A 17,000-nucleotide genomic window follows, 5' to 3' on the forward strand; every position below is an offset into this window, starting at 1 on the left:
TTAGGCTGGTTTCTTTTTTATTTGAATAGTAATTAAGTTTTGCACAATCTTTTTTCGGAACAAATCCTTATTTTAAAGATTTTTTTATTAAATTGGCTAAAAACCATTGACAATTTGAATATAAATGAGCAAAATCATAGTATACAAAAAAAGTGTCGCCATAAAAATACTTTGTGACAACACCTCTATTAATGCAGATAAGCAGATTTCGAAACTAAAATTGAATTCAGAGCCTAATCAGACTATATAGCCATAGTCAATCTGAGCCCTATTCACAATTCTGGTTTAAAATTTTTCTCTATTTCTCTAGTGATACAAGTCAAAGCGACCCTTAGCAAGCATTTCTTTTACGCCACCAGTTGCAAGTAACGATTTATCCATAATTGCTTTCTTAACAAAAGATGCTGGATAACCTTTAATAGCTGACTTGCCAACCATTCCAAAGGCATGTGTATTCCCAATTGAAGCAACCGAACCCAATGATTTAAAGGCAAACCCTTCAATGTCATTGCCATTCAATTGTGCAAGTAAATGTTTTGCAGCGTAATCGCCCATCTTAAGTGCAACCTGTGCAGTTGTCGGATATGGACGATTACTTTCTTTATCCATAAATGCAGAAACATCTCCGACAATATAAACATTATCAAAGTCAGGATCTGTCAAATTATCACTCACAATAACACGACCACGTCTTTGTGAAAAGCCTGAAGCTTCCATTACTTCACTGCCACTTACACCAGTTGTCCAGATAATCGTGTTTGCAGTAAGTTCCTTGGTAGCACCAGTTTCTTTATCATCTTGATAGATAACTGTATTTGGTTTAATTTCTTTGATTGGCTTCCCAGTAAGGAACTTAATCCCCCAGTTCTTCAAACTAGAGATACCATAGTTAGCCAAATCTTCATCAAACATTGGTAACAAACGTGTAACAGCTTCAACACAATAGATTTCTAATTGGTCAGCAGATACTCCAGCAATCTTAGCCAAAGATGAACGAGACTCAATAAGTGAACCTAAAAGTTCAATACCTGTAAACCCAGCACCGCAAACAACGATCTTTAAATCATCTGGATTCTGAGTCTTACTATAATCTTGCATTTGTACAACAATATGATGGTATACCTTTTCTGCACTTTCGACATCCACCATTTCAAGTGCATTTTCCTCAACTCCAGCAATGCCAAATGACTCTGAGCGAAATCCAAGCGAAACGATTACATAATCATAGTTAAGCACTTGTCCATTATCTAATGTGACCGTCTGTGCTCCACGATCAATCGTCTCAACTTTAGCCTGAATAAATGTTGTCACTGATGGTTTAACAACGTCAGTTATTGTATAAGTAATCTTCTCTTTTGATTGAGTACCCGCAGCAACCTCATGTAAGTCAGTTGCCTCATAGTGGTAATTATTACGATCGATAAGTGTAATATGAAAATCACCTTTGCTTGCTTGCAATCGGTGAAGAGCACGTAATCCTGCGTACCCTGCACCTAAAATAACTATTTCCTTCATTCCTACATCTCCTTCTTCTTAGTTATTAATGAATGGCATGTAAATCAAAAATGTTAATGTTTGACTTACAGCTCCAATGGCGAGTATTTTGATAGCACAGCTAAATGTTTCTTTTTTTACTTGTTTACTCAAAAATAATTTAACTTGTTTAACAATAACTGGCAACACAACCAAGGTCAACAGCATTGTCCAAGGTGCGATTTTCAAAACTACTGCAGCCACCAGAGCAAGTATAGCTACAGAGTTCATTATAACAAATAATTGTAGTGAATGTCTCTTACCAAGATAGTGAACTAGCGTATATCTGTTATTTTTTTCATCTTCTGCAAGATCACAAATGTTATTAGCCAACATTAGATTGGAAATCCACATAGTGTTAGGCAATGAAATTAGTAATATTGCCCCCACATTCATCAAACTCCACGAAAAATTCTGATATGAATTTATATATACACAAATCAATGTAATCATAAATCCCATTGTAGGTCCTGAGAAGACTTCTCCTAAAGGCAAACTTGAAAGTGGCTTAGGACCAGAAGAATAAAAAATTCCCACAAGATAACAAACACCGCCCATTATCAATAACGGCCAACCTGTTATATAAACCAAAATAAAACCGATAATTGCTGACATTGCAATCATCCCAACCATCATCCAGAACACTAATTGTAGGGATAAGTTTTCGCGTCCGATGATATTCGTTTTTCGCTTATAATCATGCTCTTCAGTTGCATTTCGATAATCATTATAATTATCCAGAATATCAACTGCCATATTGAATAAAAACATCGCAATAAAAAACGTAATTAGTAAACCAAGATTCAATGAATGGTAATTAAACCAACTAAAACATGCACCCAGTAAGAATGGTAAAATACTTGCTGTCTTGGCTTTTATTTCAACTAACTCTAAAAAAATTGGAACAGTCAATTAAATCACTCCTTCTCTTTATTATAGCTAAACTGATGATTTTGGTTTAATATAGTGTAGAACATATTATGCTCATAGTTCACCGGAAAGGAATTCAATGTTAATATGCTAGATATATGGTCTCACTATCCAAACGTTGCTCAAAAACTTAATACCGTTAGTTCTTTAATCAATGAACATCTCAGTACTGATAAGCCCGATGTAAAGCAACTACTTGCTGATGCAGCCCAGGAACAAGGGAAAATGTTACGTCCTGGTCTTTTTCTTCTTTTTTCAGAACTTGGAAATAAACATGAACAAAGTGAAGAACAATTACTTAAAATTGCTGCTTCCCTAGAAATATTACATAAAGCCACGCTCATCCATGATGACATTATTGATGACTCTCCTTTAAGACATGGCGTCATTACCATTCAATCTAATTTCGGTAAGGATGTCGCTGTCTATGCAGGGGATTTACTTTTCACAGTATTTTTTGAATTATTGATTGATACTATGAATGGTACAACAATGATGAAAGACAATGCAGCGGCAATGAAAAAACTCTTATTTGGTGAACTTAGTCAAATGCATGCTCGTTTTAATCAAAATCAGACAATTGAAAACTACGTTGAAAATATCAAGGGAAAAACAGCAGAGTTATTTCGCCTAGCATGTCTCGAGGGAGCATACTTTGGCAAGAGTTCGTCTGAAGTAACTCAAATTGCTGCTTCAATCGGTGAGAACATTGGAATTGCTTTTCAAATCTATGATGATATCTTAGATTATACTTCCTCAAGCAAGATTTTGAAGAAACCTGTATTAGAAGATTTAGCCCAAGGTGTCTATACTTCACCACTTTTGTTTGCAATTGCTAAAGACCCACAAGCCTTTGCCCCATTTCTAGATAAGAAACAAAACATTTCAGTTGCTGAAATTAAAAAGGTAAGTAATCTAGTTCATAAACTCGGAGGAGTCAAAGATGCAATTACCTTTGCCCAAAGTTATACAAAAAATGCCTTAGTAGATATTGATAAATTACCACAAAATGAAATCACAATTAGTATCAAGAAACTAACAAACAGTCTCTTGAATCGCAAGTTCTAAAAAATACTTAAGTAACTTGAAGTTAAATGGAAAATTTTGAATTATAGAACACGTTTATACGGCATAATTAGCGAGGCTGGGTCAAAATTCAACTTTTGGCTCATCCTTTTTTTATTTAACCACATAATCACCATGATCAATCGCCAAGAGCTTCTTATAATGCTCATTTGTAGTTGCAAGTTCACTCGGAGATCCTTCAATTTTTAGTTCTCCATCTTCAATAAAAATAACTTTGTCCATCATTGATAACCCTTGCAGATGATGCGTAATCCAAATTATTGTCTTTCCATTTAATTGCTGCATAAATGTCTCTATTAGTCCTTGTTCGGTTAAAGGATCAAGACTAACTGTTGGCTCGTCTAAGATCACTATCGGTGCATCCTTCAGGAGTATTCTAGCCAACGCTAATCTATGCCTTTCCCCTCCTGAAAAACGTAATCCAGCCTCATCAACAATTGTTTCAAGCCCTTCAGGAAGACTTTCAACAAGTTGTTTCAGTCCAACACGTTCCAACACATTCCAAAGACTAGCGGTTGTTGCATTTTCATTTCCAACCCGAAGATTGTTGCTAATTGTTGTATTGAAAAGATATGGCGTCTGATGAATAACCCCAATGTATTCACTAACTGACTCACCTAGTTCCTTCACATCGACATTATTCAACTTCAGACTGCCAGTACTTGGTTGGAGATCTCCACGCAATAATTTCGCTAAGGTCGTCTTACCCGAACCACTACGTCCTAAAATTGCCAATTTTTGTCCACTATCAATGCTAAGGTTCAGATCATTCAATACTTGCTTAACAGCATCAGGATAATAATAACTAAGATGATTTACAGTAATCACAAAAGGTGCTCTGAGTTCTCGCTTGTCTGTCCCATACATTCTCTCATCCGATTCGTTTGATAAGTCATTTAATCTCTTCAATGAATCTTGATAAATGTTGGTCTCTTGAGCAGCATCACCCAATGGAGCAAAAGCATCAATTAAAGGAAAAATTACCAATACAAATGCCGCAATCCAATTTGCTGCACCACCGTGATTTCCTGGGAATTGGATTCCTGCCCACAACAACAAAGCAATTGCTATTACCCCAAACATCAATTGAACCCCTGTATTGCGATAATGGTTACTTTTTTTGATTTGTCGTGTCACATCTTGTAGCTTATCTTCAATCTCTTTATGATGTTCTAGATATTCTTCTCCCCGTTGACTAAATATCCAGTCTGAAACGCCCAAAACGTTATCAGTGAGCTCTGCATAAAGCTTATTTTTTAATATTTTTTGTTTTTCTTGACGTGCTCCATTAACCAGCATTGCCATGAAGGGAAATAAAATAACTTGTACAAAAAGCAATAATAACATTATTAATGCAAACCATAGAGAAAAAAAACCAAGTGCTATTACAATAAACATATAAAGTATCCAAGCTATTACGGTTGGAAAAACTGTTCTTAGATACAGATTTTGAATATGGTCAATATCTTCTGATAATAGACCTAAAATATCTCCAGTCTGATATTTACTCTTAAAAAAGACTGCATCTTTTTCCAAGACTTTGTATAATTTTAGTCTTAATTCAGAAGTTAACTTCAAGACCCAATTATGGCTTGTTAGTCGCTCTAGATATCTAAAAAGAGGCCGTCCTATCCCAAAAGCTCTTGTTAGTACAATTGGCACATATACCAAGAGAATATTCTCAGGGTGTGCAGCAGATTTACTGATTAAATACCCCGAATTAAACATCAGTGCTCCACCACAAAAGAAGGTCATAAAACCTAACACTAGTGCAAAGAAGAGAGATTTACGATATTTACCCAAAAACGGCTTAATCCAAGTATCTTTTTTGAATAATTTAAATATTTTCATTCTATATTCTCCTCAAAGACTTCGTTAATTCCGCAAATGCACCATTACTTTTCCGTAATTCATCTAATGTTCCAGCTTCAACTATTCGGCCTTTATCCATTACCAAAATCAGATCCATTTCCCGCATCCAATGTAACCTATGTGTGGCAAAGAACACCAGATGATTTTCCATCAAGGGCAGCATCCGTTCTTTTAACTCCACCTCTGTCTCAATATCTAAATGTGCAGTCGGCTCATCAAATAAAAGAATCTTCCGTTGTTTATCTAAGAATGCGCGTGCTAAAGCTATTCGTTGCGCTTGACCTCCACTAAGTGCGCGTGCACCTTCACCTATTTGCGTATCTAATCCGTTTGGTAGTTCAGACACCAACTCGGTTAAGCCACCAATATTCACTGCTTGCTCAATTTGTTTTGCAGTTGAGTTAGGTTGATAGAAAATAATATTGTCTCGCAATGTTCCCTTAAATATATAAGGATTCTGTGGAATATAGATTAGTTGTTTCTGCCAATTTTTTTGAGCAAATGAGTTTGTTTCTTCATTGTTAAATCTTACAAGTGCTTCATCTGGGTTCAAGAAGCCACTTAGAATATTAATCAATGTAGATTTTCCTGATCCACTTAATCCAATAATTCCGACTTTTTTATACCCAGTAACTAAGAAATCAATTTTTTTCAATGCAGGTTCATTTTCTACATAAGAAAAACTCAGTTTATCAATTTCCAATCGGGAAGAATTGCTCCATCTGTTAATAGCAATTGGTGAAATTACAGATTCCGGTATATCCAAAATTTTATTTATTGCACTCAACGCATTCTTTCCATTCAACGTCGCATGATAATCACTTGAGAAATCTCTAATTGGTAAAAAGTACTCTGGACTAAGAATCAAGATTGTCAGTGCTGGATAGAGAATCATATGACCATCAATTAACCGCAACCCTAAGAAAACGGCAACAACAGCTATTGATAACGTTGTAAAAAAGTCTAAGGCAAATGTAGAAAGAATTGCAATTTTAAGTGTATTAAGTGTTGCCTTACGGAACTTTTCACTTGTTTTAAAAATACTATTTACATAGTCTTTGCTGAGTCCAAAATATTTTAAAGTATCAATCCCTCTAAGAGAATCCACAAAGTGATTAGACAACATCTGATATGAAGCATATTGTCTATCAGCCCTCGACTGCGCAGCATACCCCAAGACAATCATGAAAATAATTATAACTGGAAAAATACCTAACAAAAATGCAGCTGATTCCCAATCGTAATAAAAAATTGCTGCTAAAACAATCCATGGGACAATCATTAAAGTTGTGACCTTAGCCAAAATCAAATGTAAATAATCTTCAACCTGATCAATTCCTTCAAGAGCCATTGTAGTTGTATTACCCGTACCAGTACTTTGAATAACAAGCGGTCCAAGACGAAAAACTTTATTCAATAGTTTTTCACGAATTTTGCCAGCTTGTTCAGCGGAATACTTGTCCAATAACTCTTCACGATAGAAGTTAACTAAATGTCTAATTGAAAAGCATAGAAAAAATAATAGTACCCACTTAATCTGGGCAGTTATCCCAGCCCCACTCCATAAATTAACTATTGATGTCGACAAAAAGCAAGCTTGTCCAACAATTGCGACAGCTTGCAGTAACGCCAATCCGGTCAGGATTATTAGTATTTTTTTTATTCCTGGCAACAACATCAGCTTTTTATCAATCATTATTTCGTCTCCAAAACAGGTTCATGTTTTACTCTTTTCCTGAAGATATAATACGTCCATGCAATGTACGCCAAAACTAAGGGTAAAAATGCAATTGCTGTATATGACATAATCTTCAAGGTATACGGACTAGAAGAAGAATTTGTAATCAACAAATCATATTTCGAACTAATAGAACTAATCATGACTCTTGGGAACATTCCAGTAAAAATTAATGCAACGAGTGCGACAAAGGTTGTCCCACTTGCAATAAAGGTTGTTATCTCCGCATCCCTCATGACCGCAACATTGGCAACTACCGTCAACACTACGATTAGGATAAGTAACCCCAAAGTAGTTGCAAAATGTAATTCAAAGAAATCTGTCTTAAAATACATCAATACAGCGAAGGCCACTAAACCAAGATATAAAATACCATATAAGAACTTAGCATAGTTTTTAGCACGATCACGAACTGGTCCAGTTGTTTTGAGCGCAATATAGTTCAAACCATGTAGGTAGCTAAGCAACGTTACCGCAACGCCACCCACAATTGAAAACAAATTGATATAGTCGCTAAATGTGGCAGACATATCACCATGAGCATCAATTGGCATTCCTTGAATCATACTGATAAACATTACACCAAAGAAGAATGGCACAATCAAACTACCAATAGAGAGTGTCCAGTTCCAAAGCTGCTTTTGATTTGTTGGAACACTCTTTCTAAATTCAAATGAAACCCCACGAATAATAAGGCCTGCTAATATCGTAAATAATATTAAATAATAACCACTAAACAGTGTGGCATACCAAAAAGGATAAGAAGCAAACAATGCCCCTCCAGCTGTAATTAACCAAACTTCATTTCCATCCCAAACTGGCCCAATTGTTGCAACAATCTGGTCCTTCTCATTCTCATTATGCGTAAGTGACTGAACTGCCATCCCTACACCAAAGTCGAAACCTTCGAGAAAAAAGAAGCCTGAGAATAAAACTGCGATTAAAATAAACCATAAAAGTTGTAATCCACTCATTATTCAAATGCCTCCTTATCAAACGGATCAATCTTAGCCGCCTTTTCTTCCTCTTTATCAAGCTTCTCTTCATAATCTGGTCCTTTTCTAAGCTCACGAACAACTAATGAAATCATTGTTGCCCCAATACCTGTAAATAAAAGGAAGTAGACAATATTTGATATCAATAATGACGCCACCGATACATTCGGTGAAATACTTTGTTTGATAGTGAATAAACCATAGACTGTCCATGGATATCGTCCTAACTCTGTCACTAGCCACCCAGTTGTATTAGCTAAGAATGGTGTAAATGTACATAGTCCTAAGATCCACAGCATCCACTTTTGACGATATAAAAGCTGATTTTTCTTTCTTGTAAAGAACAGCCCTAATAAAGAAACCAACAACATCAGTGTTCCAAAACCAGCCATTACTCTAAAACTCCAAAAAAGTGTGTTAACTGGCGGATAGTAGTTCCGATTCCCATACTCTTTAATCAGTTGTTTATTTATTGCATTCATGCCTTTTACAGAACCAGATGGCTCATCATATGCCAAAATACTTAATACATATGGAACTTCAATCCCAAAAACGCGCTTGTGCCCATTTTCATTCGCCCAGGCGACAACTGTCCAAGCTGCAGGATCCCCCGAATTCTTATACAATCCTTCAGTGGCTGCAAACTTCATTGGTTGTTCTTTTACAAGTGCCTTCATCTGCAGATCACCTGCTGTTAAAACCGCAATTGAACCAAACAAAGCTACTAATAAACCAATATGCATCGACTTCTTATAGAAATCAGGATTTACCACTTTTTTCTTAAGCAATTGAAATGCCGACAAACCTACAATGATTATTCCCCCAGTTACAACGGCAGCAGCAATGACATGTCCAAATTCATACCATAATTGTGGATTCTTTAAAAGAGCACTAAAACTTGTCATTACAGCGTGTCCATTCTTGATAGTATAACCTGTGGGATGCTGCATAAAACTATTAGCTGCTAAAATCCATAGCGCAGATAGTGATGAAGCCAAGGTTACAATCCACATAAAAGTAACGTGTAACTTAGGACTAACCATCTTCCATGTAAAAATCCACAGACCTAAGAACGTTGATTCCATGAAGAAAGCAAGCAATGCCTCCACTGCTAGCGGTGCTCCAAAAATATCGCCAACAAACCGCGAATATGCCGACCAGTTCATTCCAAATTGGAATTCTTGAATAATACCAGTTACAACGCCTACCGCAAAACTCAATAGAAAAATATTACCCCAGAATTTCGCCATTTTAAGATATTCATCTTTTTTTGTAACAACATACATTGTTTCCATAATTGCAACTACTAACCCAGTTCCAATTGAAAAAGGAACAAAGAAATAGTGATAAATTGTTGTCATCGCGAATTGAAATCGACCAAGTGCAACAATACTCATACGAAACCCCTCCCTTTTGTTTTTTTAAGAACGTCAGTATTTCTCACATGCTATAAATTATGTAAGAACATTAAATACATTCACTTAAAAATATACTACTATAACAAGCAAAAGCAATTGTTAGGCCATGAAATATTGTGAAAAACCTATTTTTTTATCCAATTTTAATATTATCTTTTCTTTCTACATAACATTCGCAAATATTTTTATTTTCACTATGACTCATAGTACATTTAATTTTCTTACTCAACATTGTCTTTTAACAATGATGTATGCTTTTTTCTTTATTATTATAGTGATTTATAGTAGCTTTGATAAAGATAGCAAATAGTAAAGCCTTTTCATTAAAAGGCTACTCTTAATTATTTTTATCAAGATACGAATCCTATGGTCGTAATAATTCGCACAAGGCAAACATTCAACTTATAAACCCGAACTGAACTTTAGAAGAACCATATTAGGAGATGGCGATTATGAAGATATTAATTTGCGTAGAAAATCTAGTAATGGATGGGCTCAAACGAGTTGCAACAGTTGTCGGTAATGAACTCTCAAAGAAAATAGAAGTCAATTATTTTTCTCTCTCAGATAATCCTTCTTTTTTTAAGCTGACTGCACCACTTATTACATCAAAATACCCTGTAAATTCTGGAAAGAGTTTCAGAGGTGAAAAACCATTTATTAATTATCAGGAACAAATAAAGGATCTAGTTCAAGTGCTGGAAGTTGGTAAATATGATGCAGTTATTCTAACGGCAGGTTTGTTGACTAGCTTTATTCCAAAAATCAAGGACCAACTCCCGCGTCTGCATTGCATTGCTTGGATGCATAATAGTTATGAGACATATATGAACAACTATTATCGCTTTATGAAAGCAGAGTTTGTAGGTGGCTTGACTGCAGCTGACAGAGTTGTTGTTTTGACAACTCACGATTTAAATGAGTTTACAAAACATCAACCTAAAACTATCTTATTGTATAATCCATTAACAATGGTGGGTAATGTGCACTCTACACTTGACAATCCTATTATCAGCGCAGTTTCTAGAATTGATACACAGCAAAAGGGGTTAGACTTACTAGTCGAGATAGCTGAACAATTACAAAGTGGTTGGACTATCAAGTTAGCCGGAGATGGTCCCAATTATAATGATATCCAAAAAGAAATTATAAACAGAGGACTCGAAGATAAGTTACAGCTCCTGGGAATGCTCTCAGACCAACAGTTACAAGAACATTACCGAGCCTCTTCAATTTTTCTTATGACCTCACGTTGGGAAGGAATGCCCTTAGTAATTGGTGAAGCCATGAGTTTTGGTCTGCCAGTTATTTCTATGAACAATACAGGTGCTTACGAATATTTACTAGATAGTGAATTTGGAATTATTACGGCCGATCACGATGCCACAGACTTTGTGGAGAAACTAAATTATCTTGCACAAAACAAAAAAAAGCGTGAATATTGGTCAAAAAAGGCGTTAGAAAGATCTCAAAGCTTCTCACTCCAAAATATCGTTGAACAGTGGCAGGTTATGTTAGAACAAATCTAACCGCCATTTGTGGGAATATTCCACAGTCTTCTTATAATTTTCTCATTCATTTATATAAAAAAGCTATACCAGAAACCTTTGGCTTTCTGGTATAGCTTTTTTATTAGGTATTATAATTAAAAACTTATTTCCTACAACTTTCCTACGACCATATTTTATTCAACGGTTACACTCTTAGCCAAGTTACGTGGTTTATCAACATCGTAACCACGTTGCAAACTTGTATAGTAAGCTAACAACTGACAAGGTACAATTGCTAATAATGGTGTTAGCAATGGATGAACATCAGGTAAAATAATCTGGTCTCCATCTTCTGCCAAATTCCGACTTACAATTTTTATCACATTAGCCCCACGAGCCAAAACTTCTTGAGTATTACTCCTAGTATGATTTGCGGTCTTTGCTCCAGTAATAATTGCAATCACAGGAGTGCCTTCTTCAATTAAAGCAATTGTTCCATGCTTCAACTCACCCGAAGCAAATCCTTCAGTTTGTACATAAGATACCTCTTTTAATTTCAATGCAGCTTCCTGCGCTACATCATAATCGATTGCTCGGCCGATGTAAAATGCATTGCGCGTTGTTGCAAGCGCATTTGCTGCAATCTGTTCATACTGACTCTTCTCATCAACTAGTTCTTGCATTCCATTTGCAACCATTGTAAGTTCATGTGCTACATCGAATGAAGTTGCAGCTGAAACACCTTTTTCTTCACCAAGTTTTTTCGCAAGGATTGCTTCAAGTGCAATTTGTCCCGTATATGCTTTGGTAGAAGCCACTGCTATCTCAGGACCAGCATACAATAACAATGTGAATGTTGCTTCTCGTGATAATGTCGAGTTCTCAACATTTGTAATCGTTAAACTCTCATAACCCCACTTGTTGACTTGTGCTAAAACCTGACGACTATCAGCAGTCTCTCCACTTTGAGTTAAGAAGATAAAGAATGGTTTTTCAGAGAGTAATGGTGGGTTATACCCGAATTCTGAAGCTACATGAACTTCCGTTGGTGTCTTCATTAATCCTTCAAAGAGTTCTTTGCCAACAAGACCTGCATGATAACTTGTTCCAGCAGCCACGATATACAAGCGATCCGCTTTTTTCATACTATTCAAGAGAGCATCATCAATCGTAACTGATCCATCATCTGCGATATAGTGCTTAATTAGCGAGCGCATTACTGTTGGCTGCTCATCAATCTCCTTCAGCATATAATAAGGATACGCACCCTTTTCAACTTCAGAGGCATCTGTATCAACATGAAATGGTTTGCGGTCAATAACATTCCCTTGAGGATCTTCAATTGTCACGCTTTGTGGTTTAACAATCACAATCTCACCATCAACAAGCTCTATAAAGTCATGTGTTTGATCAAGCATTGCGATTGCATCACTACATACAACATTAAAGCCTTCTCCTACTCCAATCAAAAGTGGGCTCTTATTCTTTGCGACATACAAAGTTTCTGGCTCTTGGTTATCCATTAATAAGAATGAATATGAAGAACTTTCATCTACCAATGAAATAACTTTTTTGAATGCTTCTTTTGTCGCAAGTTTTTCTTCCTTCGCAAATTTTGCAATCAATTGTACGATTACTTCCGTATCTGTGTCACTAGCAAAATTAACATCTTGCAAATAAGTTGCCTTTAATTCTGCAAAGTTTCCAATGACACCATTATGTACCAAAAAGAAACGTCCGTCGGCTGAAACATGTGGATGTGCGTTCTCCTTGCTTGGCACTCCATGTGTCGCCCATCTTGTATGACCAATTCCGCTAGAACCGTGAACATCTGCCCCAATTTCTTCACGTAAATCATCAATTCGTCCTTTTTCTTTGACAAGATACTCTTTACCATCTTGTGAGTTCACATATATACCAGCAGAATCATAACCTCGATACTCCAAACGCTGTAAGCCGTTCAACAAAATGTCAACTGCATTTTTATTACCAGTAATGCCTACTATTCCACACATACCAAAACCAGCCTTCCTAACCGTTTTTTAATTTATTATTAATATTTTTAAAATTGGTCTATATCAAAATGTATTTATTATAACTTGAATACGTCTAATATAATACCTATTGTGCTGATTGTCAAACACTTAAACAAATATTGGTATATAAAAATTCATAACAAAAAATAAGTATATACCAAAAAAGGCATGCAGCTTTGTATAACCTTCAGCCGCATGTCTTTTTTAAGAAAGGGATCTCGTTATTTATTAGCAAGTGCCTTTTGATAAGAACTAACAATCTGTGTTACCAATTCATGATCATCCAATCCCGTTGTTTCCTTCACAACTTCCTCGATTGGTTTATCTGCAATTAATTTCTTCAATTCTTGACTTTCAGTATCATTAGGCTCATCAAAAGTATAAATCATCCCAACAGTTTCTAGTAATGCTTCATATGATAATCCTCTACCTTTTGCTTCACGAATTGGTCGAATGAATCGTTCGTCATATCCTAATTTACGAATTGGTGTTCTTCCAACTCTCGCAATATCATCAGATAGATACTTGTTCTCAAATCTGCCAATTATCTTGCGTTGGTATGCTTCATGACTTTCACGATCAAAGTTCCATTTTGCAATCAACAAATCACCGGTCTCTTTTAAAACTCGTTTTAACTGTTCGAGAACTTGCTCATCAACGATTGCTGAGCCAATATCTGTGTATCCTTTATATTTGCCAGTATATGCAACTGTTGCGTGACCTGTATTTACAGAGAACAACTTACGTTCAATATATGGTTCCAAGTCAGGTGCATATTCAACACTTTCTAGTTTTATTTCAGGTGCTTTCATCTGATGTTCATCAACAACCCATTCTTTAAATGGTTCAACTGATACAAACAATGGATCTTCATGCTTTTGTAAAGGAACAATCCGGTCAACAGCTGCATTAGGGAATCCAATCATCTCATCAGCATACTTCTGATCTTCATCAGCTAAGTGTGTGTATACTTCTTTCTTCAGATTCTGACTTCCACCAATCATATTCTCACAGGCAATTACATCGACTTTATTCTGACTACCTGCAGCTTTTCTAGCAACAATTCCATCAGCTATCAGAGGTGCAATAAACTTCAGAATCTTTGGCCCTATTGCCGTTGTCACAATATCAGCATCAGCAATTGCTTGTACAACCTTTTCTGGATTCTTAGCATTGTTAATTCCACTAACATTAGTTACTGTAATCTCTTTTTGAGATTCATCGGCTAACTGAATTGTATAGCTTTTTTTCTCGTTTAATGCATCAATGATTTTCTCATTGACATCAACAAACTTAATTTCAAATCCATTAGCTGCAAGTGTTTCTCCAATAAATCCACGACCAATATTACCTGCTCCAAAATGTACTGCTTTCATTATTTATCGACCTCTTTCAACAAGTTTATAATTTCTTGTTCCGACTGCGCATCCGCAAGCTTTACAACATTATTAACATCGCTACAAAAAAGTGCTATCTGTGATAATAAGTTTAAATGTTCTCCATTTAAGCCTGCTATCCCAAAAACTACAGTTACAACATTTTCATTCTGACTATCCTCTGAAAAATCAACTCCCATTGGAATTTGAACAACAGAAATTCCAGTTTTCTTAATGAATTTCTTTCCATCTTCAGTTCCATGAGGAATTGCAATAAAGTTCCCCATATATGTTGAAACATCATCATTTCTAGCAATCATTGATTCTACATATTCAGGTTCCACATCTCCACTATCTACAAGTAGTTTTCCTGCAAGTCGAATTGCTTCTTCTTTAGTTGCTACGTGCTGATTGAGCCTAATCATACCTTTCTCTAGATCCATTTTCATCATCACTTTCCTTTCATTTCAATTTGTTCCAGAAATTGAGTAGCTATCAAATCACGAACTTGTTCCTGATTTCCCTTTTCAAAAATCCCCGTCGTAAAATTACTCATTACGATTGCTCCACTGACAGTCCCCATCAAGATATTTTGAAAATCTGTCATCGGGGTTGGTCCCAACATCAAAAGTATCCTACTTACCTTAATAGGTGCCTGATCCATCGCCAACATATCAATCGGTTTTGTAAGGTCATAAATATTAAAAAAGGGGGTTTTCACATTGGAACTTGTGGCATGAATCAAAGCAATTGTTGCCCGTGGAATTCCAACTGGAGCCATTCGTATTCTCTTCAAGAGCTCTACTTTTACTTCTTCTTTTTTACTTGTAATCTTTTTTGAAATTGATTCAAGTATTAAATCCAACGTACTTTCTAAATCACCGTTACTATCAACCTTGGAAACTTCAACCGAATCTACAAGCTGATTTGCCTCTTTCACTTTTTGTGCCAATAACGTCAATGTTTCATGCCCGTTGTCATATACCGCATCTGTCAACTTCTTATTTTGCTCTGCTACATACTCGCGACGTCCGCCAAGCTTTCTGATTAAAGATTTAACTTGTTGCACCTCTTCATCCAGTAACAGTGGACTTACTACCAAGTAGTTCCATCCGAAGCCAGGAAGACTCACGGTCGATAAGATTAGGTCATACTGACTAAGATCAACATTATTGAGCTCCGAAACTTTTGCTATTTTTACCGCATGAATCTCAGCTATTTCTCTTTGTAAGCGACTCTTCAAGATACTTGCTGTTCCAATTCCATTAGGACAAACAATCAAAGTCTTCATTTTCTGTATCTTTGAATCACTTGTATAGCTATTCGCAAAATATAGCAATATCAGTTGTTCTTCCATCGTCGTAAAGGTAACTTCAGGAAATGCTTTCTTTAAAGCTCCTTGAATTGCCTTATATAGTTCTTGATATTGCTGACTAACATTTTCAAGTGTTTCAATCCTTGTATTCGGCAACTTAAGTGTATCGCTTTTCAGTAACAGGGTAATATGTTTGCTAAGTCTCTCAAATAAATCACGGTCACGACCAAAGTTCCATCCAAATGCATCTGAGACCCACTTAATCAATTCTTTGACATCGTATGATGCTTGTAAGTCATAATCATCTGACCAATTCTCAGTTGAAAAATGATAATCAAGACCCTTCAGCTGAACTGCCAAAAAATCAATTTCTCCAGATGTTATCTTCCCTTTTATCTCACTTCCAAATTTATCTAGTATTACTAAGACTTTCTGCCGATATTTAAATATTCCTTGTTGCTTTGTTGCAGAATAACTTTTGATAACCGTTGTCTTCATTCGTAGTATTGATATTGCAACCAACAACACCCATTGAACTTCTTGGATATCAGACTTTGTATGGTGCTCGATCATTGCTTCTTTAAGAGCTGCAACACATTCAAATAAAATTTCTCGCGGTAACAAATTCAGGAAAAAGCTTTTGGCCGGTTTTTCATCAGTAGAATTCAAGTAGTCAAAGAATTCGTATTCATTGATCTCATTTGTGAGAATTCCACATAGGATCAGGCGTTTTTGCACTTCTTCACCTGTGATCTGAACACCTACAGATTTCTTTGCATCAATTTCTATCCCATACTCTTCCAAAGCCTTTGCAATACCTTTCAAATCTCTTTGTATCGTATTCTCACTGACTCCTAATGTAATGGCTAATGAAAATATCTTAATTGGTTCAGTTCCAAGCAAGAGCATACATACAACTGCTGCTTGCCTTTGGCTACTTGATAATGTAACCTCCTCAACCTGATCGTTTAATTCACTCATTAACTTCTTGCGATTTTCGTCTGATCCATTCAGCCAGTAACGTCCATCATTACTTTCGATACTCAAACCATGTTGTGAAAGGTATAACTTCAATTCTGAAAATTCACGGTATACAGTTCTTCTACTGATTACCAGTGAATCTTCAATCGCAGACATCGAAACACCCTCATCGCTTTTACATAGCTTTTGTAGAATTTTTTTCTGGCGCTCTGACAACAAAATCAAGGCTA

At 36.0% G+C, this 17,000-nt stretch carries 12 protein-coding genes; 2 read left to right on the forward strand and 10 right to left on the reverse strand.

Features of this window, described 5'->3' with window-relative positions; genetic code table 11:
- Positions 1-306: 306 nt before the first annotated feature.
- On the reverse strand, positions 307-1,515 hold the full coding sequence (locus G6O70_RS02295) for an NAD(P)/FAD-dependent oxidoreductase (protein WP_057869509.1): 1,209 nt from the start codon (positions 1,513-1,515) through the stop codon (positions 307-309).
- 18 nt (positions 1,516-1,533) lie between these two features.
- The gene (locus G6O70_RS02300; RefSeq protein WP_057869510.1) at positions 1,534-2,445 is read right to left on the reverse strand and encodes a prenyltransferase; all 912 of its coding nucleotides are present in this window, start codon (positions 2,443-2,445) and stop codon (positions 1,534-1,536) included.
- Positions 2,446-2,550: 105 nt separating this feature from the next.
- Between G6O70_RS02300 and G6O70_RS02305 the strand changes: the two genes are divergently transcribed.
- The gene (locus tag G6O70_RS02305) at positions 2,551-3,531 is read left to right on the forward strand and encodes a polyprenyl synthetase family protein (protein ID WP_057869511.1); all 981 of its coding nucleotides are present in this window, start codon (positions 2,551-2,553) and stop codon (positions 3,529-3,531) included.
- A 111-nt stretch (positions 3,532-3,642) separates the two neighbouring features.
- On the opposite strand, the gene cydC is transcribed toward G6O70_RS02305, so the two are convergent.
- From cydC to G6O70_RS02325, 4 genes are read right to left on the reverse strand one after another with little or no spacing between them, the layout of a single operon-like run.
- A complete protein-coding gene (cydC, locus tag G6O70_RS02310) occupies positions 3,643-5,400 on the reverse strand; it encodes a thiol reductant ABC exporter subunit CydC (RefSeq protein WP_057869512.1) in 1,758 nt (585 codons plus the stop codon).
- 1 nt (position 5,401) lies between these two features.
- Positions 5,402-7,117 carry a thiol reductant ABC exporter subunit CydD gene (cydD, locus tag G6O70_RS02315; RefSeq protein WP_057869513.1) on the reverse strand — a complete coding sequence of 572 codons (1,716 nt, stop codon included), beginning with the start codon at positions 7,115-7,117 and terminating at the stop codon, positions 5,402-5,404.
- A complete protein-coding gene (cydB, locus tag G6O70_RS02320; RefSeq protein WP_057869514.1) occupies positions 7,117-8,133 on the reverse strand; it encodes a cytochrome d ubiquinol oxidase subunit II in 1,017 nt (338 codons plus the stop codon). The genes cydD and cydB overlap by 1 nt, the downstream gene beginning before the upstream one ends.
- Positions 8,133-9,551: a cytochrome ubiquinol oxidase subunit I gene (locus G6O70_RS02325; protein WP_057869515.1), complete on the reverse strand. Its 1,419-nt coding sequence runs from the start codon at positions 9,549-9,551 to the stop codon at positions 8,133-8,135. Before G6O70_RS02325 ends, cydB begins: the two co-directional genes overlap by 1 nt.
- Before the next feature lie 473 nt (positions 9,552-10,024).
- Here G6O70_RS02325 and G6O70_RS02330 point away from each other — a divergent pair, with 473 nt between their 5' ends.
- Positions 10,025-11,101 carry a glycosyltransferase gene (locus G6O70_RS02330; RefSeq protein ID WP_057869516.1) on the forward strand — a complete coding sequence of 359 codons (1,077 nt, stop codon included), beginning with the start codon at positions 10,025-10,027 and terminating at the stop codon, positions 11,099-11,101.
- 155 nt (positions 11,102-11,256) lie between these two features.
- Here G6O70_RS02330 and glmS read toward each other — a convergent pair whose 3' ends face one another.
- The 4 genes from glmS to G6O70_RS02350 all read right to left on the reverse strand — a co-directional run bounded on the left by glmS (position 11,257) and on the right by G6O70_RS02350 (position 16,995).
- Positions 11,257-13,077: a glutamine--fructose-6-phosphate transaminase (isomerizing) gene (glmS, locus tag G6O70_RS02335; protein WP_057869517.1), complete on the reverse strand. Its 1,821-nt coding sequence runs from the start codon at positions 13,075-13,077 to the stop codon at positions 11,257-11,259.
- A 242-nt stretch (positions 13,078-13,319) separates the two neighbouring features.
- Complete coding sequence (locus G6O70_RS02340) at positions 13,320-14,474, reverse strand: mannitol-1-phosphate 5-dehydrogenase (RefSeq protein ID WP_057869518.1); 1,155 nt, start codon at positions 14,472-14,474, stop codon at positions 13,320-13,322.
- Positions 14,474-14,917 (reverse strand): PTS sugar transporter subunit IIA, encoded by a 444-nt coding sequence (locus G6O70_RS02345; protein WP_057869530.1) that lies wholly within the window; start codon positions 14,915-14,917, stop codon positions 14,474-14,476. The genes G6O70_RS02340 and G6O70_RS02345 overlap by 1 nt, the downstream gene beginning before the upstream one ends.
- A gap of 8 nt (positions 14,918-14,925) precedes the next feature.
- A complete protein-coding gene (locus G6O70_RS02350) occupies positions 14,926-16,995 on the reverse strand; it encodes a BglG family transcription antiterminator (protein ID WP_057869519.1) in 2,070 nt (689 codons plus the stop codon).
- Between the last annotated feature and the right edge of the window lie 5 nt (positions 16,996-17,000).

The organism is Liquorilactobacillus hordei DSM 19519 (assembly GCF_019443985.1).
Classification (GTDB): Bacteria; Bacillota; Bacilli; order Lactobacillales; family Lactobacillaceae; genus Liquorilactobacillus; species Liquorilactobacillus hordei.